The organism is Streptomyces pseudovenezuelae, from assembly GCF_001513955.1.
Lineage (GTDB): Bacteria > Actinomycetota > Actinomycetes > Streptomycetales > Streptomycetaceae > Streptomyces > Streptomyces pseudovenezuelae.
Window position 1 is genome coordinate 510,708 of sequence record NZ_KQ948144.1, and the last position, 26,378, is coordinate 537,085.

The 26,378-nt window shown below is 68.7% G+C and carries 19 protein-coding genes and 2 pseudogenes; 18 read left to right on the forward strand and 3 right to left on the reverse strand.

Annotated features, from left to right (window positions below; translation table 11 throughout):
* The first annotated feature begins 26 nt into the window (after window positions 1-26).
* The 9 genes from ndk (at window position 27) to AQI94_RS02235 (ending at window position 11,538) form a co-directional block, all read left to right on the forward strand.
* A complete protein-coding gene (gene ndk, locus AQI94_RS02195; protein ID WP_031036990.1) occupies window positions 27-440 on the forward strand; it encodes a nucleoside-diphosphate kinase in 414 nt (137 codons plus the stop codon).
* A gap of 368 nt (window positions 441-808) precedes the next feature.
* Window positions 809-1,828, forward strand: coding sequence for a rod shape-determining protein (locus tag AQI94_RS02200; RefSeq protein WP_004931372.1), 1,020 nt, complete (start codon window positions 809-811; stop codon window positions 1,826-1,828).
* 115 nt (window positions 1,829-1,943) lie between these two features.
* The gene (gene mreC, locus AQI94_RS02205) at window positions 1,944-2,891 is read left to right on the forward strand and encodes a rod shape-determining protein MreC (RefSeq protein WP_031036986.1); all 948 of its coding nucleotides are present in this window, start codon (window positions 1,944-1,946) and stop codon (window positions 2,889-2,891) included.
* Window positions 2,892-2,903: 12 nt separating this feature from the next.
* Window positions 2,904-3,581 carry a rod shape-determining protein MreD gene (mreD, locus tag AQI94_RS02210; protein ID WP_031036983.1) on the forward strand — a complete coding sequence of 226 codons (678 nt, stop codon included), beginning with the start codon at window positions 2,904-2,906 and terminating at the stop codon, window positions 3,579-3,581.
* Window positions 3,582-3,661: 80 nt separating this feature from the next.
* Entirely contained in the window at window positions 3,662-5,911 is a 2,250-nt protein-coding gene (gene mrdA / locus AQI94_RS02215; protein ID WP_031036980.1) for a penicillin-binding protein 2, read from the forward strand.
* Window positions 5,908-7,107, forward strand: coding sequence for a rod shape-determining protein RodA (gene rodA, locus AQI94_RS02220; RefSeq protein ID WP_031036978.1), 1,200 nt, complete (start codon window positions 5,908-5,910; stop codon window positions 7,105-7,107). The genes mrdA and rodA overlap by 4 nt, the downstream gene beginning before the upstream one ends.
* 64 nt (window positions 7,108-7,171) lie before the next feature.
* The gene (locus AQI94_RS02225) at window positions 7,172-8,671 is read left to right on the forward strand and encodes a CYTH and CHAD domain-containing protein (RefSeq protein ID WP_031036975.1); all 1,500 of its coding nucleotides are present in this window, start codon (window positions 7,172-7,174) and stop codon (window positions 8,669-8,671) included.
* 76 nt (window positions 8,672-8,747) lie between these two features.
* Window positions 8,748-10,715: a TIGR03960 family B12-binding radical SAM protein gene (locus tag AQI94_RS02230; RefSeq protein WP_031036971.1), complete on the forward strand. Its 1,968-nt coding sequence runs from the start codon at window positions 8,748-8,750 to the stop codon at window positions 10,713-10,715.
* 274 nt (window positions 10,716-10,989) lie between these two features.
* Complete coding sequence (locus AQI94_RS02235; RefSeq protein ID WP_051831885.1) at window positions 10,990-11,538, forward strand: hypothetical protein; 549 nt, start codon at window positions 10,990-10,992, stop codon at window positions 11,536-11,538.
* Between the two features lie 612 nt (window positions 11,539-12,150).
* Here AQI94_RS02235 and AQI94_RS02240 read toward each other — a convergent pair.
* Complete coding sequence (locus AQI94_RS02240) at window positions 12,151-12,585, reverse strand: hypothetical protein (RefSeq protein WP_037941001.1); 435 nt, start codon at window positions 12,583-12,585, stop codon at window positions 12,151-12,153.
* Between the two features lie 1,249 nt (window positions 12,586-13,834).
* Between AQI94_RS02240 and AQI94_RS44505 the strand changes: the two genes are divergently transcribed.
* From AQI94_RS44505 to AQI94_RS46525, 3 genes and pseudogenes are all read left to right on the forward strand, one after another.
* Window positions 13,835-14,149, forward strand: a complete 315-nt coding sequence (locus tag AQI94_RS44505) for a hypothetical protein (protein ID WP_158806135.1) — start codon at window positions 13,835-13,837, stop codon at window positions 14,147-14,149.
* A 13-nt stretch (window positions 14,150-14,162) separates the two neighbouring features.
* Window positions 14,163-14,291 (forward strand): annotated as a pseudogene (locus AQI94_RS46520) (polymorphic toxin type 5 domain-containing protein); the annotation flags it as partial.
* Window positions 14,292-14,307: 16 nt separating this feature from the next.
* Window positions 14,308-14,877 (forward strand): polymorphic toxin type 5 domain-containing protein, encoded by a 570-nt coding sequence (locus tag AQI94_RS46525; protein ID WP_404817882.1) that lies wholly within the window; start codon window positions 14,308-14,310, stop codon window positions 14,875-14,877.
* Between the two features lie 97 nt (window positions 14,878-14,974).
* Here AQI94_RS46525 and AQI94_RS02245 read toward each other — a convergent pair whose 3' ends face one another.
* Complete coding sequence (locus tag AQI94_RS02245; RefSeq protein ID WP_158806133.1) at window positions 14,975-15,160, reverse strand: hypothetical protein; 186 nt, start codon at window positions 15,158-15,160, stop codon at window positions 14,975-14,977.
* Between the two features lie 370 nt (window positions 15,161-15,530).
* Here AQI94_RS02245 and AQI94_RS44510 point away from each other — a divergent pair, with 370 nt between their 5' ends.
* The 6 genes and pseudogenes from AQI94_RS44510 to fxsT all read left to right on the forward strand — a co-directional run bounded on the left by AQI94_RS44510 (window position 15,531) and on the right by fxsT (window position 24,700).
* Window positions 15,531-15,746, forward strand: a complete 216-nt coding sequence (locus AQI94_RS44510) for a hypothetical protein (protein WP_158806131.1) — start codon at window positions 15,531-15,533, stop codon at window positions 15,744-15,746.
* A gap of 12 nt (window positions 15,747-15,758) precedes the next feature.
* Entirely contained in the window at window positions 15,759-18,011 is a 2,253-nt protein-coding gene (locus AQI94_RS02250; protein WP_031036959.1) for an FxsB family cyclophane-forming radical SAM/SPASM peptide maturase, read from the forward strand.
* Window positions 18,008-18,823, forward strand: a pseudogene (locus AQI94_RS02255) (aminoglycoside N(3)-acetyltransferase). The gene AQI94_RS02250 and the pseudogene AQI94_RS02255 overlap by 4 nt, the downstream one beginning before the upstream one ends.
* An 8-nt stretch (window positions 18,824-18,831) precedes the next feature.
* The gene (locus tag AQI94_RS02260) at window positions 18,832-19,473 is read left to right on the forward strand and encodes a TIR-like protein FxsC (protein ID WP_051831884.1); all 642 of its coding nucleotides are present in this window, start codon (window positions 18,832-18,834) and stop codon (window positions 19,471-19,473) included.
* A complete protein-coding gene (fsxC, locus tag AQI94_RS02265; RefSeq protein ID WP_051831883.1) occupies window positions 19,470-20,696 on the forward strand; it encodes an FxsC protein in 1,227 nt (408 codons plus the stop codon). The genes AQI94_RS02260 and fsxC overlap by 4 nt, the downstream gene beginning before the upstream one ends.
* Window positions 20,693-24,700 carry an FxSxx-COOH system tetratricopeptide repeat protein gene (gene fxsT, locus AQI94_RS02270; protein WP_031036949.1) on the forward strand — a complete coding sequence of 1,336 codons (4,008 nt, stop codon included), beginning with the start codon at window positions 20,693-20,695 and terminating at the stop codon, window positions 24,698-24,700. Before fsxC ends, fxsT begins: the two co-directional genes overlap by 4 nt.
* 26 nt (window positions 24,701-24,726) lie before the next feature.
* Here fxsT and AQI94_RS02275 read toward each other — a convergent pair whose 3' ends face one another.
* The gene (locus AQI94_RS02275) at window positions 24,727-25,632 is read right to left on the reverse strand and encodes an alpha/beta fold hydrolase (protein WP_031036946.1); all 906 of its coding nucleotides are present in this window, start codon (window positions 25,630-25,632) and stop codon (window positions 24,727-24,729) included.
* Between the last annotated feature and the right edge of the window lie 746 nt (window positions 25,633-26,378).

Consider the following 26,378-nt stretch of genomic DNA (forward strand, 5'->3'; position numbering starts at 1 on the left):
ACATGTCAGCAGGCAAGGAGCCCCTCGTGAGCCAGCGCACCCTCGTCCTCCTCAAGCCCGACGCCGTCCGTCGTGGCCTGACCGGCGAGATCATCAGCCGTATCGAGCGCAAGGCCGGCTGGCAGATCACCGCGCTGGAGCTGCGCACCCTGGACCTGGACACGCTGGAGCAGCACTACGGCGAGCACAAGGGCAAGCCCTTCTACGAGCCGCTGGTGGAGTTCATGGCCTCCGGTCCGGTCGTGGCGCTCATCGTCGAGGGCGAGCGGGTCATCGAGGGCGTACGCCAACTGGCGGGTCCGACCGACCCGATCGCCGCGGCGCCCGGCTCCATCCGGGGGGACTTCGGTGTCATCGTCCGCGAGAACCTCATCCACGCCAGCGACTCCGTCGAGTCGGCGGAGCGTGAGGTGAAGGTGTTCTTCCCGGACCGCGCGTAGCACCCGGGCGCCGCTGCGGACCGCGCCGGCCCGTCGTGGCTCGTCGCGCGGTTCCCCGCGTCGCTCAGGGAGCTTTCGTGGACGTTTCTGATGAGGCGTCAGCTCGATCTCGTGTCTGACCAGGGGCGGCCGTACTTTTTCGGCCGTCCTCCGGCATATGCGTGCCGATCGGGGGAACGAGTGGCCCTTATGGACCGTCTCCACAAGCGAGGCGGCGTTTGATCTGCTGACAATGGCGAAGACCCTCGCGCAGTGTTCGTGCAGGCGCGTCTACGATGGAAGCCTTCACGTCACAGCACCCACTTCGCCGACCTGAAATGCCCTCAAAAGCTCCCGGGAAGGCCAGACGAATCCTGATGGGGAACTCAATGTCGTTCATCGGCCGTGACATGGCTGTCGACCTCGGGACCGCCAACACGCTGGTGTACGTCAGGGGTCGCGGGATCGTACTCAACGAGCCGTCCGTCGTCGCGATCAACACGAACACCGGTGGAATTCTGGCAGTCGGTGCCGAGGCCAAGAAGATGATCGGGCGGACCCCCGGCAACATCGTTGCCGTGCGGCCGCTGAAGGACGGCGTGATCGCCGACTTCGAGATCACCGAGCGGATGCTGCGCTACTTCATCCTGAAGATCCACAAGCGGCGGTATCTCGCGAGGCCGCGCGTCGTCGTGTGTGTCCCCTCGGGCATCACCGGCGTCGAGCGCCGCGCCGTCATCGAGGCGTCGTCCCAGGCCGGCGCCCGCCAGGTGCACATCATCGAGGAGCCCATGGCGGCCGCCATCGGCTCCGGCCTGCCGGTCCACGAGGCCACGGGCAACATGGTGGTGGACATCGGCGGCGGCACCACGGAGGTCGCGGTCATCTCCCTCGGCGGCATCGTCACCGCGCAGTCCATCCGGGTCGCGGGCGACGAGCTGGACAACGCGATCATCCAGCACATCAAGAAGGAGTACTCCCTCCTGCTGGGTGAGCGGACGGCCGAACAGATCAAGATCACGATCGGTTCGGCGTACGACCTCGACGCTGACGAACACACCGAAATCCGCGGCCGGGACCTCGTCTCCGGGCTGCCCAAGACCGTCGTCATCTCGGCCGCCGAAGTCCGCAAGGCGATCGAGGAGCCCGTCAACGCCATCGTCGACGCGGTCAAGACGACCCTCGACAAGTGCCCGCCGGAGCTCTCCGGCGACATCATGGACCGCGGCATCGTCCTCACCGGCGGCGGCGCCCTGCTGCGCGGTCTCGACGAGCGGCTGCGCCGGGAGACCGGCATGCCGATCCACATCGCCGAGGACCCGCTGGACAGCGTGGCGCTCGGCTCAGGGAAGTGCGTCGAGGAATTCGAGGCGCTCCAGCAGGTGCTGGACGCCCAGCCGCGCAGATGACGTAACTCTTCGATTCCGCCGTACGAGATGATCTCCTCTCGTACGGCGGATCGTTGATATAGAGGCATAAGCTCCCATAAACGCAACTCCAATAAGAAGGGCACGGCCGCCGCACGTGAGGGACACACGAGAGAGCCGGCTGCTCCTGGTGCTGCTGATCGCCGTCGCGTTCGCGCTGATCACGGTGGACATCCGCGGCGGGGAGGACTCGCCGGTCGACGGTGCCCGCCAAGGCGCGGCCGCGGTGTTCGGCCCCATCGAGAACGGCGTGTCCGCCGCGGTCGACCCGGTCGGCAACGCCGTCTCCGCCGTCCGCGACTCCGGCGAGCGGCACGACCGGCTCGCCGAGCTGGAGAAGGAGAACGCCGCCCTCAAGGCGAGACTCGGCAGCGACGACCGCAACTCCAGCCGCCTCAAGCAGCTCGACAAGATGCTGAAGATCGCCGGCGAGGGGCAGTACGGCATCAAGGGCGCCCAGGTCATCGCCATAGGAGCGGCCCAGGGCTTCTCCTGGACCATCACCGTGGACGTCGGCGCCAACGACGGCATCCAGCGCGACATGACCGTCCTCAACGGCGACGGACTGGTCGGCCGCGTCACCACCGTGGGCCCCAACACCGCCACCGTGCTCCTGGCCAACGACCCCGACTTCACGGTCGGCACCCGCATGGAGGCCAGCGACGAGCTCGGCTTCGCCTCCGGCCAGGGCGACCGCCCGCTGCGCGTCGAACTCCTCAACGGCAAGGCAGAGATCAAGAAGGGCGACCGCCTGGTCACCTTCGGCTCCCAGGCCGACAAGCCGTTCGTGCCCGGCGTCCCGGTCGGCGTGGTCTCCCGCGTCGACCCCTCCGGCGGCGACCTCACCCGCACCCTCTACGTCACGCCGTACGTCAGCTTCAGCAAGCTCGACGTCGTCGGCGTGGTCGTCCAGGCCCCGAAGAAGGACCCGCGCGACACGGTGCTGCCCGCCAAACCGAAGCCGACGCCCACGCCGACCGTGACGGTCACCGTCACCCCGTCCGCCAATGCGCCGGTCGACGGCGAGATCCAGCAAGAGCAGTAGGAGCTGTCAGTCATGCGCGTCAACCGGATCCTGCTGTCCTCCGCCCTGATCGTGGTGGCCCTGGTCCTCCAGGTGAGCGTCCTCGCCCGCCTCCACCTCCCGGGCGCCGTCCCCGACCTGCTGCTCCTCACCGTCCTCGGCCTCGCCCTGGTCTACGGCCATGTCGGCGGCGCCCTCGTCGGCTTCGCCGCCGGTCTCCTCGCCGACCTCGCCCCGCCCGCCGACCACGCCGCCGGCCGCTACGCCCTGGTGCTGTGCGTCATCGGCTACCTCGCGGGCCTCGCCAAACCGGAGAACGGCAGACTCAAGTCGGCCACCGGCCCCATGGTCGTCGTGGTCGCCGCCGCCATCGGCACGACCCTGCTGTACGCCGGTGTCGGCGCCCTCGTCGGCGACACCGCCGCCCGTCATGTGGGTCTCGGCAGCCTGCTGTTCACCGCCGCCCTGTACGACCTGCTGCTCGCCCCCTTCGTCGTCCCCGGCATCATGGCGCTCGCCCGCCGCGCCGAGAACGACCCGCTCGCCGAGGCCGGTTCCGCGGCCAAGTCGGCGGACATCTCCTCGGGCTGGCTCTCCTCCGGCACGGGCCTGAAGATCGGCGGCCAGCGGGGCGGCCTCGGCAGCCTGAAGACCAAGGCGCGCACCCGTACCGCGCGGGTGGGCCGCATCAAGGGGGTCAAGCGGCTGTGACCCCACGGCAGCCGGCGGACCCCGCTCACAGGTTCGCCGTATATGACACAGACACACACTGAGAGGGGGCGGCAGCCGCAGTGACCAACATCCCCGAGACCGGACGGACCCCACGGGTCCAGATCCGACTCGTCGTCATCCAGATCCTTGTGCTGTCCCTGCTCGGCACCCTCGGCGGCCGCCTGTGGTACCTCCAGATCCGTGAGGGCGACGCGTACGCCAAGGAGGCCTCCGGGAACCACGTCCAGCAGGTCGTCGAGCCCGCGGTGCGCGGCTCCATCCTGGACGCCCGCGGAGTGCCGCTGGCCGACAACGAGACCCGGCTGGTGGTCTCCGCCTCCCGCACCGACCTGCTGAAGATGAAGGACGACGGCAAGGCCGTCCTCGCCAAGCTTGCCAAGGTCCTCGGCATGCCCGCCAAGGACGTCCTGCTCAAGGTCCGGCTCTGCGACGCGAAAACCCCCCAGCCCTGCTGGAACGGCTCGCCCTACCAGCCCATCCCCATCACCGACGAGGCCACCCCCAAGCAGGCCCTGCAGATCCGCGAGCGCGCCGAGGACTTCCCCGGCATCACCGCCGAGCCGGAGGCCGTGCGCCGCTACGCCGCCCCCGGCAAGTCCAACACCGCCCAGGTCCTCGGCTACCTCTCCCCGGTCACCGACGAGGAGATCACCAAGGCCCAGGACACCGACTCGCCCTACCTGCGCTCCGACCAGGTCGGCCGCTCGGGGCTTGAGCGCCAGTACGACAAGGCACTGCGCGGCAAGGCCGGCGTCACCCGCTACGAGGTCGACAACCTCGGCCGCGTCATCGGGCAGGCCGAGGCCGACGAGGCCCAGCCCGGCGCCAACCTCGTCACCAGCATCGACGCCCGCGTCCAGCGGGTCGCGGAGTACGAACTGAACGACGCGATGAAGATCGCCCGCACCCAGTTCGACAAGATCACCGGTGAGAACTACAAGGCCGACTCGGGTGCCGTCGTCGTGATGGAGGCCAAGACCGGCCGGATCGTCGCCATGGCGTCCGCGCCGACGTACGACCCGAATGTCTGGGTCGGCGGCATCTCCGCCAAGGACTACAAGAAGCTCACCGGCAAGAACTCCGACTACCCGCTGCTCAACAGGGCCATACAGGGTCAGTCCGCGCCCGGTTCGACGTTCAAGGTCGTCTCCACGGCCGCCGCGCTCGAAGCCGGCTACGAGTGGGACGGTGGCTACCCGTGCACCAGCTCCTATTCGGTCGGCGGCCAGGTCTTCAAGAACTTCGAGGGGGAGAGCTTCGGCCCCATCTCCCTCGGCCGCGCCCTGGAGGTCTCCTGCGACACCGTCTTCTACGGCCTCGCCGACCGGGAGTGGAAGAAGGACGGCGGCATCAACCCCAAGAAGGGTGAGCCCAAGGACTACTTCTACAAGACCGCCCACCAGTTCGGCCTCGGCAAGCCCACCGGCATCGACCTGCCCAACGAGGTCACCGGCCGGGTCCCGGACCGCCAGTGGAAGCAGGACTACTGGAAGGCCAACAAGGACTCCTGGTGCAAGACCGGCAAGAAGGACGGCACCTACGTCGAGAAGATCGCGTACGAGAACTGCCTCGAAGGCAACAAGATGCGCGAGGGCGACTCGATCAACTACTCCATCGGCCAGGGTGACACCCTCGTCACCCCGATCCAGGAGGCCAAGATCTACGGGGCGCTCGCCAACGGCGGCACCATGTACGAGCCGACCATCGGCAAGGCGATCGTGAGCGCCGACGGCAGGACCGTTCAGGAGATCAAGCCCAAGGCCGTCGGCAGGCTGCCGATCGACCAGGCCTCGCTCAAGGGCATGGACACCGCCCTTGAAGGAGTCGTCACCCGTGGTACGGCCGCCTGGAAGTTCGGCGGCTGGCCCCAGGACAAGATCCCGCTGCACGCCAAGACCGGTACCGCCGAGGTCTACGGCAAGCAGACCACGTCATGGCTGGCCACGTACTCCAAGGACTACACGGTCATCATGACGATCGCCCAGGCCGGTACGGGCTCCGGCGCCTCCGGTGAGGCCGTGCGCAGCATCTACAACGCGCTGTACGGCGTCTCCGACGACGGCACCATCAACAAGAAGAACGCCCTGCTGCCGACCCCCGAGAAGAGCCTGCCGAAGATCCGGACGGACGGGACCATCAAGTCCCCGAAGATCGCCAAGGACCCGGCCAAGGACCAGCGGGCCAGCCAGCAGAGCGCGCCCGAGCCGAACGAGACACAGCCGGCGGCGACCGTGAACACGCCGACCGCCGGGAACCGCGACACCCGCAGACGGCGCCGCAAGAGGGGGAGCCGGAGGATGCTCACATGACCGGGGCGAACAGCTTCCAGGTCTCCGGGTACGGGCCCGCGCGCGCGGGCTGGACCCGGCTGCTGGCCCGCGACTCGCTCGCCCGCCGGCTGGACTGGCCGATACTGTTCTCGGCCCTCGCCCTGTCCATGATCGGCTCGGTCCTGGTCTTCTCGGCGACCCGCAACCGCACCGAGATCAACCAGGGCGACCCGTACTACTTCCTGATCCGGCACCTCATGAACACCGGCATCGGGTTCGCCCTCATGATCGGCGTGGTGTGGGTCGGCCACCGCACCCTGCGCACCGCCGTGCCCCTGCTGTACGGCGCCTCGGTGTTCCTGATCCTGCTGGTCCTCACCCCGCTGGGCTCCACGGTCAACGGCGCCCACTCCTGGATCGTGCTCGGCGGCGGCTTCTCGCTCCAGCCCTCGGAGTTCGTGAAGATCACGATCATCCTCGGCATGGCGATGCTGCTCGCGGCCCGGGTCGACGCCGGCGACAAGCCCTACCCGGACCACCGCACGGTGCTCCAGGCGCTGGGCCTGGCCGCCGTACCGATGCTGATCGTGATGCTCATGCCCGACCTCGGGTCGGTCATGGTCATGGTCATCATCGTGCTCGGGCTGCTGCTCGCCTCCGGTGCCTCCAACCGCTGGGTCTTCGGACTGCTCGGCGCGGGGACGCTCGGCGCGGTCGCGGTGTGGCAGCTCGGGGTGCTGGACGAGTACCAGATCGCCCGCTTCGCCGCCTTCGCCAACCCGAGCCTCGACCCGGCGGGCGTCGGCTACAACACCAACCAGGCCCGGATCGCCATCGGTTCGGGCGGACTGACGGGCTCGGGACTCTTCCACGGCTCCCAGACCACCGGCCAGTTCGTGCCGGAGCAGCAGACCGACTTCGTCTTCACCGTCGCCGGTGAGGAGCTGGGCTTCGTCGGCGCGGGCCTGATCATCGTCCTGCTCGGGATCGTGCTGTGGCGGGCCTGCCGGATCGCCCGCGAGACGACCGAGCTGTACGGCACGATCGTGGCCGCCGGGATCGTCGCCTGGTTCGCCTTCCAGGCCTTCGAGAACATCGGCATGACCCTCGGGATCATGCCCGTCACCGGTCTGCCGCTGCCGTTCGTCTCGTACGGCGGGTCCTCGATGTTCTCGGTGTGGGTGGCGGTGGGGCTGTTGCAGTCGATCAAGGTGCAACGGCCGATGTCGGCGTAGGGGTGGTGGTCCGGGTGGCCGTGGCCCCCTGCCGGAACGGGGGCCCGGCGATTAGATTCGAATCATGGCGGACACCAAGCGGGAGATCGAACGCAAGTACGAGTCCGACGACAGCGGCCTGCCCGACCTGACCGGAGTCCCCGGGGTCGAGACCGTCGTCGACAAAGGTGTCGCACACCTGGACGCGACCTACTACGACACGGCCGACGAACGCCTCATGGCGTCCTCGGTCACCCTGCGCCGCCGCACGGGTGGCTCGGACGCGGGCTGGCACCTGAAGTTCCCCGTCTCCGAGGGTGTGCGCGACGAGATCCAGGCACCCCTGTCCGACACCCTCCCGGACGAACTCGCCGCTCTCGTCCGCTCCCGCGTCAGAGGCGTCGAGCTGCTGCCCGTGGTCCGGCTGCGCTCGGACCGCGATGTGCGCCACCTCCTCGACGCGGACGGCCGGCTGCTCGCCGAGGTCAGCGTGGACGCCGTGCACGCCGAGCGGCTCAGCGGCGGCGTCGGCGACGCCCAGTGGACCGAGATCGAGGTGGAACTCGCCGACGGCGGCGACCCCGCCCTCCTCGACAAGGTCGACAAGCGACTGCGCAAGGCCGGCGTACGGCCGTCCGGATCCTCCTCGAAGCTGGCCCGGGCCCTCGCGGAGACCGCGCCCAGGAAGAAGAGCCCCGTCACCGGTGACCCGGTGACCGCCGGCGACCACGTCCTCGCGTACGTCCGCGCCCAGCGGGACGCGATCGTCGCACTCGACCCGGCCGTCCGCCAGGACGCCGAGGACTCCGTGCACAGCATGCGCGTCGCCACCCGCCGACTGCGCAGCACCTTCAAGTCGTACGGCAAGGTCCTCGACCGCGCGGTCACCGACCCGATCAGCGACGAACTGAAGTGGCTGGCCGGCGAGCTGGGCGTGGACCGGGACCGCGAGGTGCTCAGCGAGCGGCTGTCGGCCGCCCTCGACGAGGTGCCCGGGGCGTTGGTCTCGGGGCCCGTGACCGCCCGCCTGAGCACCTGGTCGGGAGACTCGCCCGGCGGGGCGAGCGCGCGGCTGATCGGAGTGCTGGACTCCCGGCGCCATCTCGCCCTGCTCGACGCCCTGGACGCGCTGATCGCGGACCCGCCCCTGCTCAAGGCGGCCGGGAAGAAACCGCACAAGGTGATCGCCAAGGCCGTCCGCAAGGACTTCCGCAAGGTCTCCGGGCTCGTCGGGCGGGCACTGGAACTGGAGCCGGGCACCGACCGGGACGTCGCGATCCACGAGGCCCGCAAGAAGACCAAGCGCACCCGCTACGCGGCCGAGACCGCCCGCCCGGCCCTCGGCAGTCCGGCCAGGACCATGGTCAAGTCCATGAAGGCGCTCCAGAACCTGCTCGGGGAGCACCAGGACAGCGTGATGGCCCGCCAGACCCTGCGCGAGCTGTCCGCGGTCGCCCACGCGGCGGGGGAGAGCGCCTTCACCTACGGGCTGCTGTACGGGCGCGAGGAGCAGCGGGCGGCGGCGGTGGAGGCGGAGCTGCCCGGCGCCTGGGACGGGATCAAGGGGGACGCGGACGCCCTGTGATCTTCCGGGCGTACGGGGGGTGGCCGCGGCCGCGTTAGGCTAGATGGTCACCCCTGTCCGTCCATGGAAGTGCGAGATGTCAGCCGAAACCGCCGCGTCGGTGTTCCCGCAGCTCGAAGCTCTGCTCCCGCATGTGCAGAAGCCGATCCAGTACGTCGGCGGTGAGCTCAACTCCACCGTCAAACCGTGGGAGTCCTGCGACGTCCGCTGGGCACTGATGTACCCGGACGCGTACGAGGTGGGACTGCCCAACCAGGGCGTCATGATCCTCTACGAGGTCCTGAACGAGCAGGAGGGCGTCCTCGCCGAGCGCACGTACAGCGTGTGGCCGGACCTGGAGGCGCTGATGCGGGAGCACGCCGTCCCGCAGTTCACGGTGGACAGCCACCGTCCGGTCGGCGCCTTCGACGTGTTCGGCCTGTCCTTCTCCACGGAGCTGGGCTACACCAACATGCTCACGGCCCTGGACCTGGCGGGCATCCCGCTGGAGTCGAAGGACCGGGGCCTCGACGACCCGATCGTCCTGGCCGGCGGCCACGCGGCCTTCAACCCCGAGCCGATCGCCGACTTCATCGACGCGGCGATCATCGGCGACGGCGAGCAGGCCGTCCTCGACATGACGAAGATCATCCGCGAGTGGAAGGCGGAGGGCCGGCCGGGCGGCCGCGAGGAGGTCCTCTTCCGCCTCGCTCGCACCGGTTCGGTGTACATCCCGGCGTTCTACGACGTCGAGTACCTCCCCGACGGCCGTATCGCCCGCGTGGTCCCCAACAAGTCGGGCGTCCCGTGGCGCGTGTCCAAGCACACGGTCATGGACCTGGACGAGTGGCCTTACCCCAAGCAGCCCCTGGTGCCGCTCGCCGAGACGGTCCACGAGCGCATGTCCGTGGAGATCTTCCGCGGCTGCACCCGCGGCTGCCGCTTCTGCCAGGCCGGCATGATCACCCGCCCGGTCCGCGAGCGCTCCATCACGGGCATCGGCGACATGGTGGAGAAGGGCCTGAAGGCGACGGGCTTCGAGGAGGTCGGTCTCCTCTCCCTGTCCTCGGCGGACCACTCGGAGATCGGCGACATCGCGAAGGGCCTGGCGGACCGGTACGAGGAGGACAAGATCGGCCTGTCCCTCCCGTCCACCCGCGTGGACGCCTTCAACGTCGACCTGGCGAACGAACTGACCCGCAACGGCCGCCGCTCGGGCCTGACCTTCGCCCCAGAGGGCGGCTCCGAGCGCATGCGCAAGGTCATCAACAAGATGGTCTCGGAAGAGGACCTGATCAGGACCGTCTCCACCGCGTACGGCAACGGCTGGCGCCAGGTGAAGCTGTACTTCATGTGCGGCCTGCCCACGGAGACGGACGAGGACGTCCTCCAGATCGCCGACATGGCCACGAAGGTGATCGCCGAGGGCCGCAAGGTCTCCGGCCAGAACGACATCCGCTGCACGGTCTCGATCGGCGGCTTCGTCCCCAAGCCCCACACCCCCTTCCAGTGGGCCCCGCAGCTCTCCGCCGAGGAGACCGACGCCCGCCTGCAGAAGCTGCGCGACAAGATCCGCGGCGACAAGAAGTACGGCCGCTCGATCGGCTTCCGCTACCACGACGGCAAGCCCGGCATCGTGGAGGGCCTGCTGTCCCGCGGCGACCGCCGCATCGGCGCCGTGATCCGCGCGGTCTACGAGGACGGCGGCCGCTTCGACGGCTGGCGCGAGCACTTCTCCTACGACCGCTGGATGGCCTGCGCCGACAAGACGCTGCCCGCGTTCGGGGTGGACGTCGACTGGTACACGACCCGCGAGAAGACCTACGAGGAAGTCCTCCCCTGGGACCACCTCGACTCCGGCCTCGACAAGGACTGGCTCTGGGAGGACTGGCAGGACGCCCTCGACGAGACAGAGGTCGAGGACTGCCGGTGGACACCTTGCTTCGACTGCGGGGTGTGCCCGCAGATGGACACGGCCATACAAATCGGGCCGACGGGCAAGAAGTTGCTGCCTTTGACGGTCAAGAACGCGGGTTCGCCGGCTTCGAGCGGTCACACGCACTGAGGTGAGCGAGGCGTTGCGGCGCATTCTGGGTGCCCTCGGGAACAGCGGCGAGGAAGAGACGGCTGCTGTCCTGAGGGCACTTGGTGTAGAGAGTGGGCGGCGGGGGATCGTGCGGGAGGGGCCGAGAACGCCGCTGCCGCCTCCCAGGGGCTCGACGGCTGTCCATTCCGAGGTGGAGTGGGTCTGAGGCCTACCTACGGCCCGTCCGGCGCGTCTGGCGTCCGTGGTCCCTCGACTGCGGGGAGAGAGGTTCGAGCAAACTGCCCTACTCTTCGTGGCCATGTTCAAGTGGTGGGATGTGCTGCCGGATGACGGGCGGCAGCAGTGGGTCCTGGATCCGTTGATAGGTGTAGGCCCGCTGAGTTTCGGCATGAGCCCCGACGAGGTCTCAGAGGCTCTTAGCCACGTCACGGCCGAATCGCAGAGGTGCACGCGTAGTCGGTCTGCGCAGGAGACCGTTTACAGAGTTGAGGTCGGCACCTACCAAGAGTTCGGTCTGAAGCTCTACTACCAGCAGCAACGATTGGCCGGTGTCGTGGTGGATGCTCTGCGTGGACCTCAGGTCTTCGCTGACGGCACGGCTCTGGTCGGCCGTGCGCCTTCGGTTTTGGAGCAGTGGGTGCTCGACCGAGCCGATGGCCGTGAGTCTGGTAGGGGGCTCAGTTATATGGCCGCTGGCGTCCCTGTCTCAGAATCTCTGGGCGTCGTGATTGATGTGCAGCGGGCGGGTGATCACCTGTTGACCCGGCCGGTCTTCGTGCCTTCCGAAGCGATGGACGACCTTCCCCACTTCCTGCCGGCAAGCGCATGGTCGCGGTGCTGATGAACAGGCGTCGGTACAGCGTGGCGCGTCAAACGCCGAGCGCCTCGGCGATGGCGCCTTGCCCTGCCCCGCACGGATCAGGGTGGTAGGTCTTCGTTCACCACAGGCCGCCGGCCGCCGGTAAGGTTCTGCGCCCTGGCCGCTTCCGAACAGGCCTGAGTGCGGTCGTTGATGAGCGACCGTTCGAACTCCGCCTTGGCCACGACGTTCTGGAGAACAGGCGTCTGTCGGCCGACCTGGTGTCGACAGAGGAGAGCGCGCCGTCGAGCACTCGGAACCCTATGCCGCGCTCGCACCGGCCGTCGACGATGGACACCAGGCCGATGAGCGACCGGGCGAACCGGCAAGCGTCCACACGTACAGGACGTTGCCTGGTCGGGCGTAGTCCAGCACGGCTATCAGTTCCGGCGGCCGGTCGACGCTCTTTCCGATGGACTTGTTCTCGAAGATGCGGACGTGCCCAGGACATCAGCGTGCCGCACTGAAGTTGCGTACCTCTTCCCGCAAACCTTGGTTTTCGAGAAGCCGCATGCCGGCCTGTATGGGACGGTTGCCGTGCCCCTCGGGACACTCTGACCAGGCGACTCCGCTGGCAGGTGACGGTGTATCTCGCTAATCCTCCTTGCCTTGGTCAGCGTCACCGTCCGACCAGGGGTGCAAGGTGGCAAAGTGACGGATTCTCTCCTGCCCGGCGGCTTCGTCGGCGGCGTCGTAGTGCCGTATCTGCTTCCACCAGCGGCCGTGGTCGTAGCCGTCGCAATGGTTGAAGTCGGCGGCTGTGCTGCGTAGCCGCTGCCACTCACGAACGATCGCAGCCCGCTGCCACGGCTCGGGCCGCTCCACCTTGAGGAGTTGGTGCAGGAAGCCTGCTGAGTCGCTGACCAGTATGAACAGAGACCGCATCGCGAAAGACGTCTCCCCGGTCTCACCCACCTCCGCGGATACTCGCCCTAGCTGCGCGTTGAGGAACGCCTCCAGGGCGCGGACGTTCTCGGGCGTCAGATCGACGGCGTATGCCAGGGTGCCTTCAGGCGGTGGGGTTGTCATACGTGTGGGTCCTCCCTTTCATGCGGTGCCAACTGGAGCACCCAGGGGGGCGTTGAAACAACCTGTATTTCGTGGGACCAGAAGGTCCTGGTGCGGCGGGGGATGAAGAAGCGCGTACCGCCGCATGCCCCTTCGTCCGCAACGATTGCCGCAGATGGGGGCATCCTTCGGGAGCGGTCACTCGCACTGCAACTGGCCGATCTGAACTCGGTGGCAGTGCCGGAGGATGCCGTAGGGGTCGGTGATCAGTTGAGGGTTGTCGTCACGGACGTCGGCCGAGGACGACGCCGAGCTCTCTCAGCGACTGGCTTGAGCGGTTGCGGTTCGGATCCTGCCCGCAGATGGACACCCAGATCCAGATCGGCCCGACCGGGAAGAAGCTGCTGCCTCTTACGGTCAAGAACGCGGGTCCGACGCCGGCTGCGAGTGGTCACTCGCACTGAGGTGAGTGAGGCACTCGATCGGGTGATTGAGGCGCTGGCGGGGGTGAACGAAGGCGACGTAGTCGCTGCCCTGACGGCGCTCGGTGTGGAGAGTGGGCGGCAGGGGCTCGTGCGGGAGGCGCCGACAACGCCGCTACCGCCCCCTCAGGGCTCGACGGCTGGTTCCGAGGTGGCGTGGGTCTAAGGGGTTGCAAGCCCCGCGGCGGCCCCGTAGCGGCGGCTGCCGCCTGAGTGACTGCTCTCGGTTCGCGAGGCGCCCATGGCTTACAAGCGTGGCGATATCGCTAGCGAGGAGGCGCCATGGCAGCAAGCGAGCCGCCCGAAGGCAGTCCTCGGTGGGGGAGTCCCTTCTCGCCTCGCCCCCTCCCGGGGATGGACGTCGCACCCTGGGCCACCGCAGAAGAAGCGGCGAGGTCGCGGATGTCTGTGGGGGTGCGCCGGAGCTCTGGCCGCTGTGGTCGTGATCGGCATCGTTGTGCTGGTGGTCGCGTCGGGTGGCAAGGACGAGAGCACCACCTTTGGGCCCAGTACGACCCCCACAGCGAAGACGAAGCAGGGGCAGACACGGGACCCTGCGGGGGAGCGGGCCGACCTCGTCAGCCTTCAAGCTCGACGACCGCTCGCAATCTGGCATCATCGACATCTGGCTCGTCTGGAGGATCAAGAGCAGCGGCAGCGAGAAGTCCAATTTCTCCTGGACTGGGAAGCCCGTGCCTGCCACGTTCCGGGGCCCCACTGAGCTGACGGACCAACACGAACCGGGCTCCACGCGACGACGCCAAAGCCTTGCGCACACCCCCGCCCCGATGACCGCCGTCAAGAAGAGCGGCGGCAAGAAGGGCGGCGCCAAGGCGGAGACTCCCGAAGGCAGTGGCTCCCAGGGCAGCGGCGCAAGGCCGTTGGCAGCAAAGCCAGTGGGCCCAAGGGCGGTGGCGCGAAGACCGGGGCTGCCGAAAAGACAGCGACGAAAGCCCCCGCAGGTGACGCTGAAGGCGAACGTCCTCCCGCCCTACCGGTCGAAGTCGGCGTTCATGGCCGACATGCGCACCCGACTTCTGACCCAGCGAAACTCGGGGAAACCATCGCTCCTGGACTTCCTGCTCGGTCCGGACGGTCAGTGACGCAAGGGCACGCTTCGTCGCCCGCTCCGGCCGGACGATGCGGGGCCGCTACGCGCTGTCCGACCCCGACCAGATGATCGTCCAGACCGGGCACCTTCAGTCGGACTGGTACGACAGGCCATGGGACGGCGTGAGTATCTGATGCTCGAGGCGCCGACCTGAACTGGATGACCGGGGCCGCCGAGGCGGCCGGGGCGGTGGCGAACAAGTCCGCGGTGCTCATCGACAACTATCCGGTGGACATTCCCACGGCACGGCTGTGGGAGGCCCACGGAGCCCTGCCGAAGGGCACCGTGTCGGCGGCCCCGGTCGTCGAGCCGCCGCCTCTGTGTGGGTCGGGCCGCCATCCGCCGCGCCGTTCCGGCGACTTCCGCGCAGCACGTCGTGTGGTCGGCTCCTGCCTTCGTACTCGCACAGGGAGCCGTTCGACTCATACAGGGAGGCGTCGGCCCCGGCGTGAGGGCGTGACGAAGGTTTCGACAGGGCGGTCAGGACGGCAGGGGGGCCGGTCTGCGGGACCGTCAGCTCTTCGACCAGGGAGAAGCATGCACCAGATCTGCCGGATCCTCGGCGCGGGCATGGCCGCGTTCGTACTCGGGGCAGGCCTCTTGGCCGGTTCAGCCGGCACGGCTCAGGCCGCGCCGTCCGACTGCACGGGCGGCGCCAACGCTTTCACCGAATCCCCGACAGCCTCAGCGGCCAGCCCGTGGCGGGAGCGATGGCGCTGAGCAATCCGCACGCTGTCGCCTCGTACGGGATGCAGGACGGCTACGTCGGCGGCAGGCAGAGGGGGTGGGGTGTCCCGACCACCGCGCAACTCAGCGACTAGGGATACGGCGTCCATGCCATCGTGTGGATGTACGTCACCAACGACAACCAAACGATCACGTGCTGTCCGTTCGAGGTGGCGTCTGCCGGCACCAGGATCACGACCCCGGCCTCCCCGACCAGCAGCTCGGCGAGCCGGTCCTTCCAGGTCTGCGTGCTGATGTTCAGCTCGTCGGAACGCACGGACGCCCACAGCACCTCCTGGTGGTAGACCGTCCCCAGGAGACCCCAAGCAACTGATGACCCCGTCGACGGGGTCGGGTTCGCCCGTGACGTGGAGTCCGGTGAGGCCCTACGGCGGCGCGGCGTCTGCGCGGCGGCGTGTGTCACCGGACCGGCCCCGGGCATTCCGTTTGCCCACGTCTGCATCCCACCCCGCGACGGCGGTTGGCCGACGCCACCCCTTGGTTGGCTGGTGTCGGTCTTGCCGCGCTTCTGAGTGGGAATACAGCATGAAGACATCGAGATGCCCGAGCCGCCGCCGGATGGTCGAACGTGGTACGAAGCGACGCGGACGCAGTGCTCCAGTGGCGCAGACCCGAGGGGAACTGTCATGGACAGCGATGAGCTGAACCGCTCCGCCGGGCCCGCGATGCGTGGAGCTCCTGAGGAATCGAAGGATGCCGTCGCCGACAACGGTCTGATCAGTCTGCTCGTGGATCGTCGAGGGGTTCCTCTTGATCGGATGAGTGCCGAGGACGAACTGGCAGTGCAGCGTCTCGTACCGGCGGGCGGACCAGCGTCCTATGGGTTCAGCTCTGCGCTCTGACGGGCTGTGCCGATGGCCGCCCGGGTCCGTCCCTTCCGGCAGTTCGTTCTCAAGATCCACAGCCGTTGTGATCTCGCCTGTGACCACTGTTACGTGTATCGCCACGCGGACCAGGGCTGGCGCCACCAGCCGCGCGTCATGGCCCCGCAGACGGTCCGTGCCACCGCTCTGCGCATCGCCGAGCATGCCCGAGCGCATCGTCTGCACGGGGTGCGCGCCGTGTTGCACGGGGGAGAGCCGCTCCTGGTCGGACGGGACCGGCTGCGCCTGATCGCGCGCGAACTGAGGTCGGCGCTGGGCGAGGTGGCGAGCCTCGACCTCCGTATGCAGACCAACGGGCTGCTCCTCGACGAGGAATGGTGTGCCCTGCTGCTCGACGAGCGCATCGTCGTCGGCGTCTCACTGGACGGCGACCGGGTCTCGAACGACCGCCACCGGGTGCGGGCGGACGGTTCGGGAAGCTACGACGACGTGGTCCGCGCGGTGCGACTGCTGAGCAGGCCCGAGTACCGTGCGGCCTTCGCCGGCCTGCTGTGCACCGTCGATGTGAACAACGACCCGGAGGCGGTGTACCGCGCCCTGGTGGACCTGCGCCCGCCGCGTATCGACTTCCTCCTGCCGCACGCGACCTGGGACCGTCCTCCGCCCGGTCCTGGCGGTGCGGTCGACTACGCGAACTGGTTGATGACCGTCTTCGACATCTGGAACGCCGAAGGCCGCCCGGTCCCTGTCAGAATGTTCGACTCCATCGAGGCGGCGGGGGCGGGGCGAACGGGTTTCACGGAAGCCCTGGGACTGGGCAGCCCCGACTTGGTGGTGGTGGAGACGAACGGGGCGATCGAGCAGGCCGACTGGTTGAAGACGGTGGGCTCGGGAGCCGCGGCGACCGGGTTCCACGTGCGCACCGACAGCTTCGACACGGCCGCGGCGCATCCCGGATTCCTGGCCCGGGCGCCGGGCCTAGGGGCGCTGCCGGTGCCGTGCCGTCGCTGCGAGGTGGTGACCGTTTGCGGAGGCGGCCTGTACGGGCATCGCTACCGCAGCGGCAGCGGGTTCGACAATCCTTCCGTCTACTGTGCGGGCCTGCTGCGGTTGATCAAGCACGTGCGCGCGGCGGATCGACCCCCGAGCCGTCACCGCCTGCCGGAAGGGGACTTCGAGGCTCTGGCGTCGGGTGGCTCCGACGCCGCCGCGGTGGGCCGGCTGGCCGAGGCACAGATCAGTCTGCGGCGTTCGGTGCTGGCCTACCTCCACAACGCGGGCGCCCTGACCGGCGAGGGCTGGCGCTGCCTCGTGCGGGAGGAGGCGTCCGCGCTGGACGCCGTTCTCGCCCAGCCTTACGTCCGGGCCTGGGCCGTGCGGTGCTGCGAGGCGCTCTCGACGGGGGCGGGCGACCTCGACACCGGGCGGGTGACAGAGATGGCGTTGGCGGCAGCCGTCCGGTCCGGGCGCCGAGCGGAGCTCGCCGTCCCCTTGCGGTCGGGCGCCGTCCACTTGCCCTCGCTGGGGCGTCTGACGGTCCTGGACGGCGCGGTTGCGGCGAGCGGCGAAGTGACGGTGTCCGTCGAGGGCGGCCGGGTGCGGGCACGGGACGTCGAGGCCGCGTTCGAGCCGACGAGGTATCTGACCGCGGAGGGTGTCCGCGTCGCCGTGGAGGACACCGATCCGTACCGCAACTGTCATGTCTGGCCGCCGGCACCCCGGTTGTCGCAGGAGGAGTTCGGCCGTTGGCAGGAGTTGTTCGCCGCCGCCTGGTACATCGTCCGCCGTGACCATCCGCGGTATGTGGACAGTCTGGTCGTCGGACTGCGTGCGATCACACCGCTGCTGCCCGTGCCTGGACGGAACGTCAGCGACACCTCCCGGCACGCGTTCGGAGCCGTGGCCGTCGCGCTTCCGGAGACGGCCGAGGACCTGGCACTGCTGCTGATCCATGAGATCCAGCACGCGAAGCTCGGCGCCCTGCTGGACATGTACGGCCTTGTCGACCCGGCCCACGAGGAGCTGTACGAAGTCGCCTGGCGGCCCGATGCCCGGCCCGCGGAGGCCGTGCTCCAAGGGGTCTACGCCCATCTCGCCGTCGCGGAGGTGTGGCGACGACGCACCGGGCGGAAGGCGGCGGAGCAGGCCCGGCACTGGTGGTCAGCCTCCGTGGCCGCCTTGGACGCCGTGCTGGTGGGCGGCGGCCTCACTCCGCTCGGCCTGCGGTTCGCCACCGCCATGCGCTCCTCCGCCGGCGCCGGTCCGGTGCTGGAACGAGGATGACCCGTGTCGAGTCCGCGCGCCGTGTGCGGGCGCTGGCCGAGGATCTGCGCGGCCTGGGCGTGACGCCCGGACACACCCTGCTCGTGCACGCCTCGCTCCGCGCCGTGGGGCGGACGCGGAACGGTCCTGCGGGCGTGCTGCGGGCACTGCGCGAGGCGGTGACCCCGCAGGGAACCGTGGTCGTGCCCACGCACACCACCGGCAATTCACTGACGTCGCGTGCGTACCGCGCACGGGTGGCCGGCCTCACGCCCGCGCAGGAGGCGGAACACCGCGCCGACATGCCGGGATTTGACGTCGGCACGACACCGAGCACCGGGTTGGGAGCACTCGCGGAGTAGCTCAGACGGGCACCGTGGGCACGGCGCAGCACGCATCCGCAGACCTCGTTCGCGGCCCTGGGCCCCCTGGCGGAGTGGATCACCCGAGGTCATGCTCTGGACTGTCGTCACGGTTGGAGTTCACCGTTGGGCCGGTTGTACGAGGCGTTGGCGGGCATCCTCCTGCTCGGCGTGGGTTACGACCGGTGCACGGCCCTGCATCTCGCCGAGTACTCGATTCCCGGCACACCCACCCAGCAGCACGACTGCGTGGTCTCCACGGCAGACGGAGCGGTGTGGCGGTCCTGCATCGACATCGTGCTCGACAACCGCGATTTCGCCTCGCTCGGCGCGGATCTGGACAAGGCCGAAGGGCCCGGCGTGCTCTTGGTGCGGCACGGCCGGGTCGGCTCGGCAAATGCCCGCTTCCTGCCTATGGTCCCCACCGTCGATTTCGCGATCCAATGGTTCGGAGACTGCAGGCGGCTGTAGGGGGCACAGTGAGCGGACCGTATGAATCGCACTCGGTCCGACAAGCGCCGTACTTCTTTCTCAGCTACGCCCATGTGCCGATCGCGCGCGGCGACCCGGGCGGCCCGGACCGGCATCTGGTGGAGTTCTACGAGCAGTTGTTCGATCTGATCATGCAGCTCACCACGGTCGACGCCGGCGGCACTCAAGCTTTTCTGGACCGCAGGATTCCGCTCGGTGCGGAATGGGAGAAACACCTCAAGCACGCCCTGGCAACCTGCCAGGTATTTGTTCCGGTCTATTCTCCGCGCTACTTCGAGAGCGAGTGGTGCGGCAAGGAGTGGGACGCCTTCGAGCGCCGTCAGCAGCACCACCGCAAATCCAGACCCCATACGGTGACGCCGATCGTCCCCGTGTGGTGGCTGTCCCCCGATCGGGTGCGGGTGCCGGCGGTGGCCCGGCGCCTTCAGCACACGCATGTCGATCTGGGCGGCGAGTACCAGCAGAAGGGTTTGTTCGGCCTCATGGCGGAGGGGCGCAGGACACGCTATCGACAGGCTGTGTGGGGCATCGCGCAGGCGATCGTGGAGGTTGCCGAGACAGCGCGCCTCGATCCGTGCGACGTCGCCCTGTTCGAGGACCTCAGGAACGTGTTCCAGGAGGATCAGTGACGGCTCCGGTTTTCTTCCTCAGCCATGCCCGTACGCCCGGCAGCCGGGTGTTCGGGCCCGACCCGGACCGGCCCGTCTTCGAGTTCTTCGACGATCTGTCGCGCTCTGTGGCCCGTGCCTTGGATGTCCCGCAGGTCACGGCGGGCTTCGTGGAGCGCGCGGGCGCCACCCTCGCCGAGTCGCAGCGAGCTCTGGCCACCTGCCAGGTGTTCGTACCGTTGTACTCGCCACGGTACTTCACCGACCCCGTCTGCGGCCGGCAGTGGGCCGCGTTCCGGCGACGTGCGGGCGCCAGCTTCCCCGGGTCGGTGGTCCCTGTCCTGTGGACGCCGCGCCGGGCCGCTGCGGCGCTGCCCCTTGCGGTGCTGGACGTCCCGGTCGAGCTCGGCCCTCCCGAGCCGCACGAGGAATCGTCCGCCGCGGTGTACGAGAAGGAACGGTACGAGGACGGCGGACTCTACCGGTTGCTGGACGTGGACGAGGACGGGCAGGTCTACCGGCGGATCCTGGAGCGGCTGGCCCGGCGGGTGGCGGTGGCAGCCCGCGCCTTTCCCGCGCCGCCCGTGCACGCCGGTGAGGTCGTCGCGGTCGCCGACGCCTTCGCGGTGCCGCCACCGCGCCCGGTGCTGCGTTTGACCGTGCTGGCCCCGCAGGGCGACCGGCTTCCCCCGGGCCGCGATGCGGATGCCTACGGACCGCTGCCGACCGACTGGCGGCCCTACCGGTCGGCAGGCGAGGCACCCGTAGCCGTCCAAATGGCCGCAGTCGCACGGAACTTGGGGTTCAGCCCGGAGTCCGTGCCCTTCGAGAAGGCCTACGCAGAGTTCCTCAGCCCCGGCCCGGGACCGGCCCCGTGGGTGCTGGTGATCGACGCCTGGACGCTCAGCGATCCCCGGCTCGCCGAGCGCGTCCGGGACATCGACGCGGCCGACCGGCCCTGGGTCGCCGTGCTAGCGGTGCTCGCCGTGGACGAGGAACAGACCCGGCAGCACGAGAAACGACTGCGCGCACTGCTCAGGGCTGCACTCCCCAGACACATCGACGCGGGTCGCAACGCCCAGCGCGCGGCCGCCCGGGGGATAGAGACAGCGGACGCATTCGGTCTGATTTTCGCCGAGTTGGCGCAGGGGTCGTATATGCGGTATGTGGGTGGCATCCAGGAGCACGCCCCGGCACCACGCTCCTGGCCGACCAAGGACGACGATTCGGAGACCGGCGAATGAGCGGCGAGGGCAACGGACGCATCGTCACCTTCTACTCCTACAAGGGCGGCACCGGACGGACCATGGCGCTGGCCAACGCCGCCTGGATCCTTGCCTCCGGAGGCCAGCGGGTCCTGGCCGTCGACTGGGATCTGGACGCTCCCGGTCTGGACAGGTTCCTCCACCCCTTCCTGGACCAGGAACAACTGCGCACCAAGGCCGGTGTCCTCAACCTCTTCAGCAGCTTCAGCCAGGCGGTGACCGAACGGCTGCACCTGCAGAAGCAGCAGGCCGCCGCGGTGGACGAGGGACACCCCGGCGAGGAGGAAGCGGCCTGGGTCGCCGAACAGGCCCGCTTCAATCACTGCGTCATCCCGGTGAACTGGCAGTTCCCGGGCCGGGGGCAACTGGACTTCATCTCCGCCGGGGCGCAGAACAGCCAGTATCTGGCGGCGTTCTCGCAGTTCAACTGGATGCCGTTTTGGGATGGTTGGCACGGCCCGCGTCTTCTGCAGGCCTTACGGGAGGAGCTGTGCCAGCACTACGACTACGTGCTGGTCGACAGCCGCACGGGCCTCAACGACGTCTCCGACATCTGCACGGTGATGCTGCCGCACGTCCTGGTGGTCTGCTTCACGCCCAGCAGCCAGGGCATCGACGGCGCGCACGCCGTGGCGAGCAAGATCGACGGCATTTATGGGTACCGCAACATCCGCATTGTCCCGGTACTGACGCGAGTCGAGGACGCCAACGGCGAGGCGGACCGGCTGGAGGCCACCCGGCAACAGGTGCGGTCCAGATTCGCCGAGACGCTGCGCCGCCACCACAGCGACCGGGACCCGCTGGACTACTGGGGCAAGGCCGAGATCCCCTACCGTCCCAGCTACGCCTACGAGGAGATGCTCGCGCCATTCCGTGACGCACCCGGCAGCCACTCGTCGATGCTCGCCGCGTGCGAGCGGCTGACCGGGATCATCTCGGACGGCGAGGTGACCTCGCTGACCCGGATCGACGAGGGCGTCCGGCAGCACCAACTGGAGCTCTACAAACGGCAGCGGCCGCTCGGCAACTCGGACGTCTACCTCAGTTTCGTCCCGGAGGACCGCACCTGGGCGGACTGGATCGCCCATGTGCTGCGCACCACGGGATTCCGGGTGCACCTCGCACCCAGCGGCACCGTCCCCGGGCGTCTCGTCAAGGACGAGACGGAACAGGGGGTGGATTCCGCCTTCCAGACGGTCGCGGTGCTGTCCAACGCCTATCTGCGGTCCGATCAGGCTCGTACGGTCTGGGAGAAGATCGCCTCCATCGACTCGCTGGGCAGCCGGCGCAGCCTCATCCCCGTCAAGGTCGATGACGTCCGGGTGAGCGCTCCGTACTCGGAACGGCAGGCCGCGGATCTCGTCGCCTGCGGCGCCGACGAGGCCCAGGCCGCGGAGGCGTTGCTGCGCGCGCTGGACGCGGCGACACCGTCAGGGGTACATCCGGCGACCACGGACGGCGACGGACCGCGCTATCCGGGGGCCGAACCCCCGGTGTGGCTGGTGCCGCTGCGCACCACGGCGTTCACCGGACGCGCAGGCATGATGGAGGACCTGCGCGAGCAACTGCGGCGAGGCAGCGGCACGGTGCTGCTGCGGGGCATGGGAGGAGCGGGCAAGACCCTCCTGGCACAGGAGTTCGCGCACCGGTTCCGCGGGGACTACGACGTCGTCTGGCACATCCAGGCCGACCAGCGCAACCTGGCGGTGGAGCAGTACGCCTGGCTGGCCCCGAAGATTGGTGTACAGGAGCGCAAGAACCCCACGGACACCGCGGCCGCGGTGCGAGATGCCCTCAGGCGCGGGCTTCCCTACCACCGGTGGCTGCTGATCCTGGACAATGCCGAAGGTCCCGAGAGTCTGACCGATCTGCTCGTCAGCGGCGGATCCGGGCATGTGATCGTCACCAGCCAGCGCTCCGAGGGCTGGGACCGGCACGCGGAGATCGTCGAGGTCGGCGTGTTCGATCGCGGCGAGAGTATCACCCACCTGCGCAACCGGCTTCCGGAGTGCACCGTGGAAGAGGCCGACGCGGTGGCGGAGGCGCTCGGAGACTTGCCGCTGGCCGTGGAGCAGGCGGCCGCGGCGCTCAAGGAGTCCGGCATCGGAACCGAGGAGTACGTGTCGCAGCTGCAGAACCAGCCGGCCGCGGACACCGAGGGCATCAGCCCGGACGATCAGCTGCTGGACGTGTCACAGGCATGGCGGGTGGCCATCGCGCAGCTCAGCAAGAACTACCCGCCCGCGGTGCAGTTGTTGCGACTCGCCTCCTGGTTCAGTCCGGAACCGATCTCCTTCGACCTACTGCAGAGCACCGAGATCTCCCGGGCTCTTCGGGGCGGATCCGCCGTGCTGGACAGCACGCAGATGATCTCCAGGGGCTTCCAGGAACTCAACCGGTACTCGCTGGCCAAGGTGGACCGGCGCTCACAGAGCCTGCAGGTGCACCGGCTGGTGCAGATGTCGGTGCGCGCCTCGATGACGGAGGAGGACCAGCGCGCCACCTCTGAGGCGGTGTACCGCACCCTGGTCGCCGCACGGCCCGAGAAGGACGACCCCGAGGATCACCACACTTGGGAGCGTTACCGCATCATCTGGCCGCACCTCGGCACTCCCTGGGCGCTGTCGACCCGCACCAGCGGTATCCGCAAGCTCATCGTCGACCGGGTACGCCAGCTGCGCCGAAGGGGCGAGCTGAAACAGGCCCTGGATCTCAGCCGTCGAGTCCTGACGGAGTGGAGCAAGCCGCAGAACGGCGGCCGCGACGAGCGGTGGGCGCTGCACATGGAGTTCCAGATCGCGAACATCCTGCGGGCCCAGGGGCGGTATACCGAGTCCCTCGCTATCGATCAGGACGTACTGCGCCGGCAACGGGAGACGCTGAAGGACGAGGACGACCTGCACATCCTGATGACCGCGGGCAGCAACGCCGCCGATCTGCGCGGCCTCGGCCGGTTCACGGACGCCCTGGCCTATGACCGGCAGACCCGTCGCAAGTTCATCGAACTCTACGGCGACGACCACCAGCGCAGCTTGCTGGCCAGCAGCAACCTCGCGGTGTCGCTGAGGTTGTCGGGCCAGTACTACGAGGCGCTCGAACTGGACCAGAGCACCCTCGAGACCCGGGAGTCGATCTTCGGCACGAATCACACCAACACCATCGAGTCCGCCATCAACCACGGCCGTGACCTGTGCGACTGCGGGGAGTACGACAAGGCGGTGCGCCAACTGCGCAGCACCTACAAGCTCTGCCTCGAGGACCCTGGTTACGGGGAGAGTTCACCGATCACCCACAACGCGGCGAAGGCGCTGACGGTCTCGCTCCGCCGGGCCGGGTTGGCGGCGGAGGCGGAGGAACTCACCAGGAGAGTCCTGGAGGCGATGGGCGACGAGGAGGGACGCGCCTCCCCGGAGAGGCTGTTGCTGGAGCTCAGCCTCGCCGGAGACCTTGCTGCTCAGGGACGCGCACAGGAGGCCGCCGACCTGGCCCGAATGGTGCTCGCGGGCTGTCAGCGCCCCGAAGGCTTCGGAGAACTGCACCCCCACACCATCGCCTGCATGACGAACTACGCGGTCTATCTTTACGCAGCCGGTGAGGCGGCGGTATCGCTGACCTGTGCGGAGCAGGCCGCCGCGGCCTTCGAGAGCATCTTCGGCGAGGACCACCTCTTTGGGGTCATGTGCCGAGTCAACGTCGCCAACGCCCAGGCTTCGCTGGGCAACAGGGCAGCCGCCCGGACCCTGTACGAGGAGGCCTACGACCGGCTGCGCGAGAGTCTCAAGCCCGATCACCCGGCCACCCTGGTGTGCAGCGCGAACATGGCGATCCTGCTGGACGAACTGCACGAGGAGACCGTCGCCGACGCCAAACGACAGGAGACGCTGGGGGCCATGACCCGCCGACTGGGGGCGGACCACCCGTACACCGTGGCGCTGCGGGAGTGGAACCGCTCGGGGCTCGAACTCGACCCGCATCCCATCTAGAGACGTCTCGCGGACGCCGACCGCCCTCAGTTCCGCCCGTGTCCCCGGTCCCGGACCCAGGCCAGGATCTCGGGCAGGGCGGACAGGGCGGCGAAGTGGGCGGCGCTGGGCTGCAGTACGGGGATTGCGGAGGGGATGCGATCGGCGAGCCACCGGAAGTGGCTCACCGGGCAGAAAGTGTCGTGCTCGCCGTGCCACAGCAGAACCGGAACGTCCTTGATGGTGGCCGGATCGAATCCCCAGGGGTGGCACAGGGCCAGGACGTCGTCCAGCCAGCCCTCCCAGGACTCGCCCACACCCTGCAGGTAGTTGTCCAGCAGCAGGCCCCGCATCCCGGCGTCCTCGACGACCTCCCTGTCGGCCGCCGGCAGTTCGGGATCGAGATTGCTCAGCAGGGAACCCGGCTCCTGCCTCACGGCGTCGGCGCTTCTGGCGAGACTGTCCGTGAGTTCTTTGAGCCCCTTGGGGTCTTTCGTGATCGCCAGCCTTGCCCGGGTATAGGCGAGTACATTCGACTCGGCCATTCCCGCATACCAGTCCAGGCCCTCGGCGTCGGGTGGGGCCAGACTCACCAGACAGGCCGCACTGGCCACCCGATCCGGATTGAGGGCGGCACAGGCCAAGGCGTGCGGGCCACCTCCCGAACGGCCCACCACGGAATACCGGCCTTCGATACCGAGCGCGGTGGCGATGGCCTCGACATCGTCCACCACATCCTTGACGACGCGTCCGGGAAAGCCCCCGGAGTCGCCATAACCCGGGCGGTCATAGGCGATCAGATGGATGCCGAGCCGGTGCAGGAAGGCGGGCAGAGGACGCGGCCCGAGTCGGCTGCCCGGCGTTCCGTGCAGCAAGAAGACCGGGTACCCGTTCGGATCCCCCCAAGTCTCGCAGGCAAGCTTTCTGCCAGGGCAGCCAGCCGCCTCGACCATCCTGAACACGTGGTACCTCCCGTTGCCAGAGGCCGATGTCCGGAGCGGGACCCGAGACCAGCATCTGTGCCGCGTGACCTCGCGTCGACGTATGTTTCGGACTTCGTACCCTGCTGGCGAAACCTCCGTACTTTGTCGCTCCCTGTCACGCGACGCGTTGACGGTAGTGCATGTTCTAAGTGACGTGCCTGGCGGTCGGGTTGTTCAATACGCCGAAGGAGGCATTTCCTCGACCGATGGGCGCAAGGCGCGCGATTCGTCTTCCTTGGTGAACGGCGGAGTGCCGCGAGAGCGGCCCCAAGTGGTGGTGAGCGTGCACCGCCCCGCGCAGACCCCGGGCCGGCCGCCGGTCCTGTGACGCGCGAGCGGGCGCGCAAGCGCCCCTGGCCCTCGGATACCGCTGGTGATCTTCATACGTCCTGGTGAAGTCCCTTTGATCTCCGCCCCGTTGAGCGAAAGGCCGTGGTCCGCTGGTGGGGCGCGGTGTGGAAGGAGCGGCCGGGAGGGGCGCGTGGTGGCTGCGGGTCCGGCTCCGGGGCGGATGGGCCCGCCGCTGACCGTGCGGATGGCGCGGGCCGGTACCACGGGAGCCACGGTGGCGAGCTGAGCGCGGGACCCGGCGGGACGAACTGTTCACGGAGAAGGGCCACGCCCCCTGGTGCCCGCCCGACGAGGCCGTGATCTGTCGCCGATCTGACCGTTCCCCAGGCAACGACCCTTGAGAGGCCAAGGGAACCGGACGCGGG

Coding starts and splice junctions, on each gene's coding strand:
- AQI94_RS02240 (WP_037941001.1), bottom strand. CDS start 12,585: ATGACAACCCCACCGCCTGAAGGCACCCTGGCATACGCCGTCGATCTG.
- AQI94_RS44510 (WP_158806131.1), top strand. CDS start 15,531: ATGGACAGCGATGAGCTGAACCGCTCCGCCGGGCCCGCGATGCGTGGA.
- rodA (WP_031036978.1), top strand. CDS start 5,908: ATGACCGGGGCGAACAGCTTCCAGGTCTCCGGGTACGGGCCCGCGCGC.
- AQI94_RS02250 (WP_031036959.1), top strand. CDS start 15,759: ATGGCCGCCCGGGTCCGTCCCTTCCGGCAGTTCGTTCTCAAGATCCAC.
- AQI94_RS02230 (WP_031036971.1), top strand. CDS start 8,748: ATGTCAGCCGAAACCGCCGCGTCGGTGTTCCCGCAGCTCGAAGCTCTG.
- AQI94_RS02225 (WP_031036975.1), top strand. CDS start 7,172: ATGGCGGACACCAAGCGGGAGATCGAACGCAAGTACGAGTCCGACGAC.
- AQI94_RS44505 (WP_158806135.1), top strand. CDS start 13,835: ATGACCGCCGTCAAGAAGAGCGGCGGCAAGAAGGGCGGCGCCAAGGCG.
- mreD (WP_031036983.1), top strand. CDS start 2,904: ATGCGCGTCAACCGGATCCTGCTGTCCTCCGCCCTGATCGTGGTGGCC.
- AQI94_RS02200 (WP_004931372.1), top strand. CDS start 809: ATGTCGTTCATCGGCCGTGACATGGCTGTCGACCTCGGGACCGCCAAC.
- AQI94_RS02275 (WP_031036946.1), bottom strand. CDS start 25,632: ATGGTCGAGGCGGCTGGCTGCCCTGGCAGAAAGCTTGCCTGCGAGACT.
- fxsT (WP_031036949.1), top strand. CDS start 20,693: ATGAGCGGCGAGGGCAACGGACGCATCGTCACCTTCTACTCCTACAAG.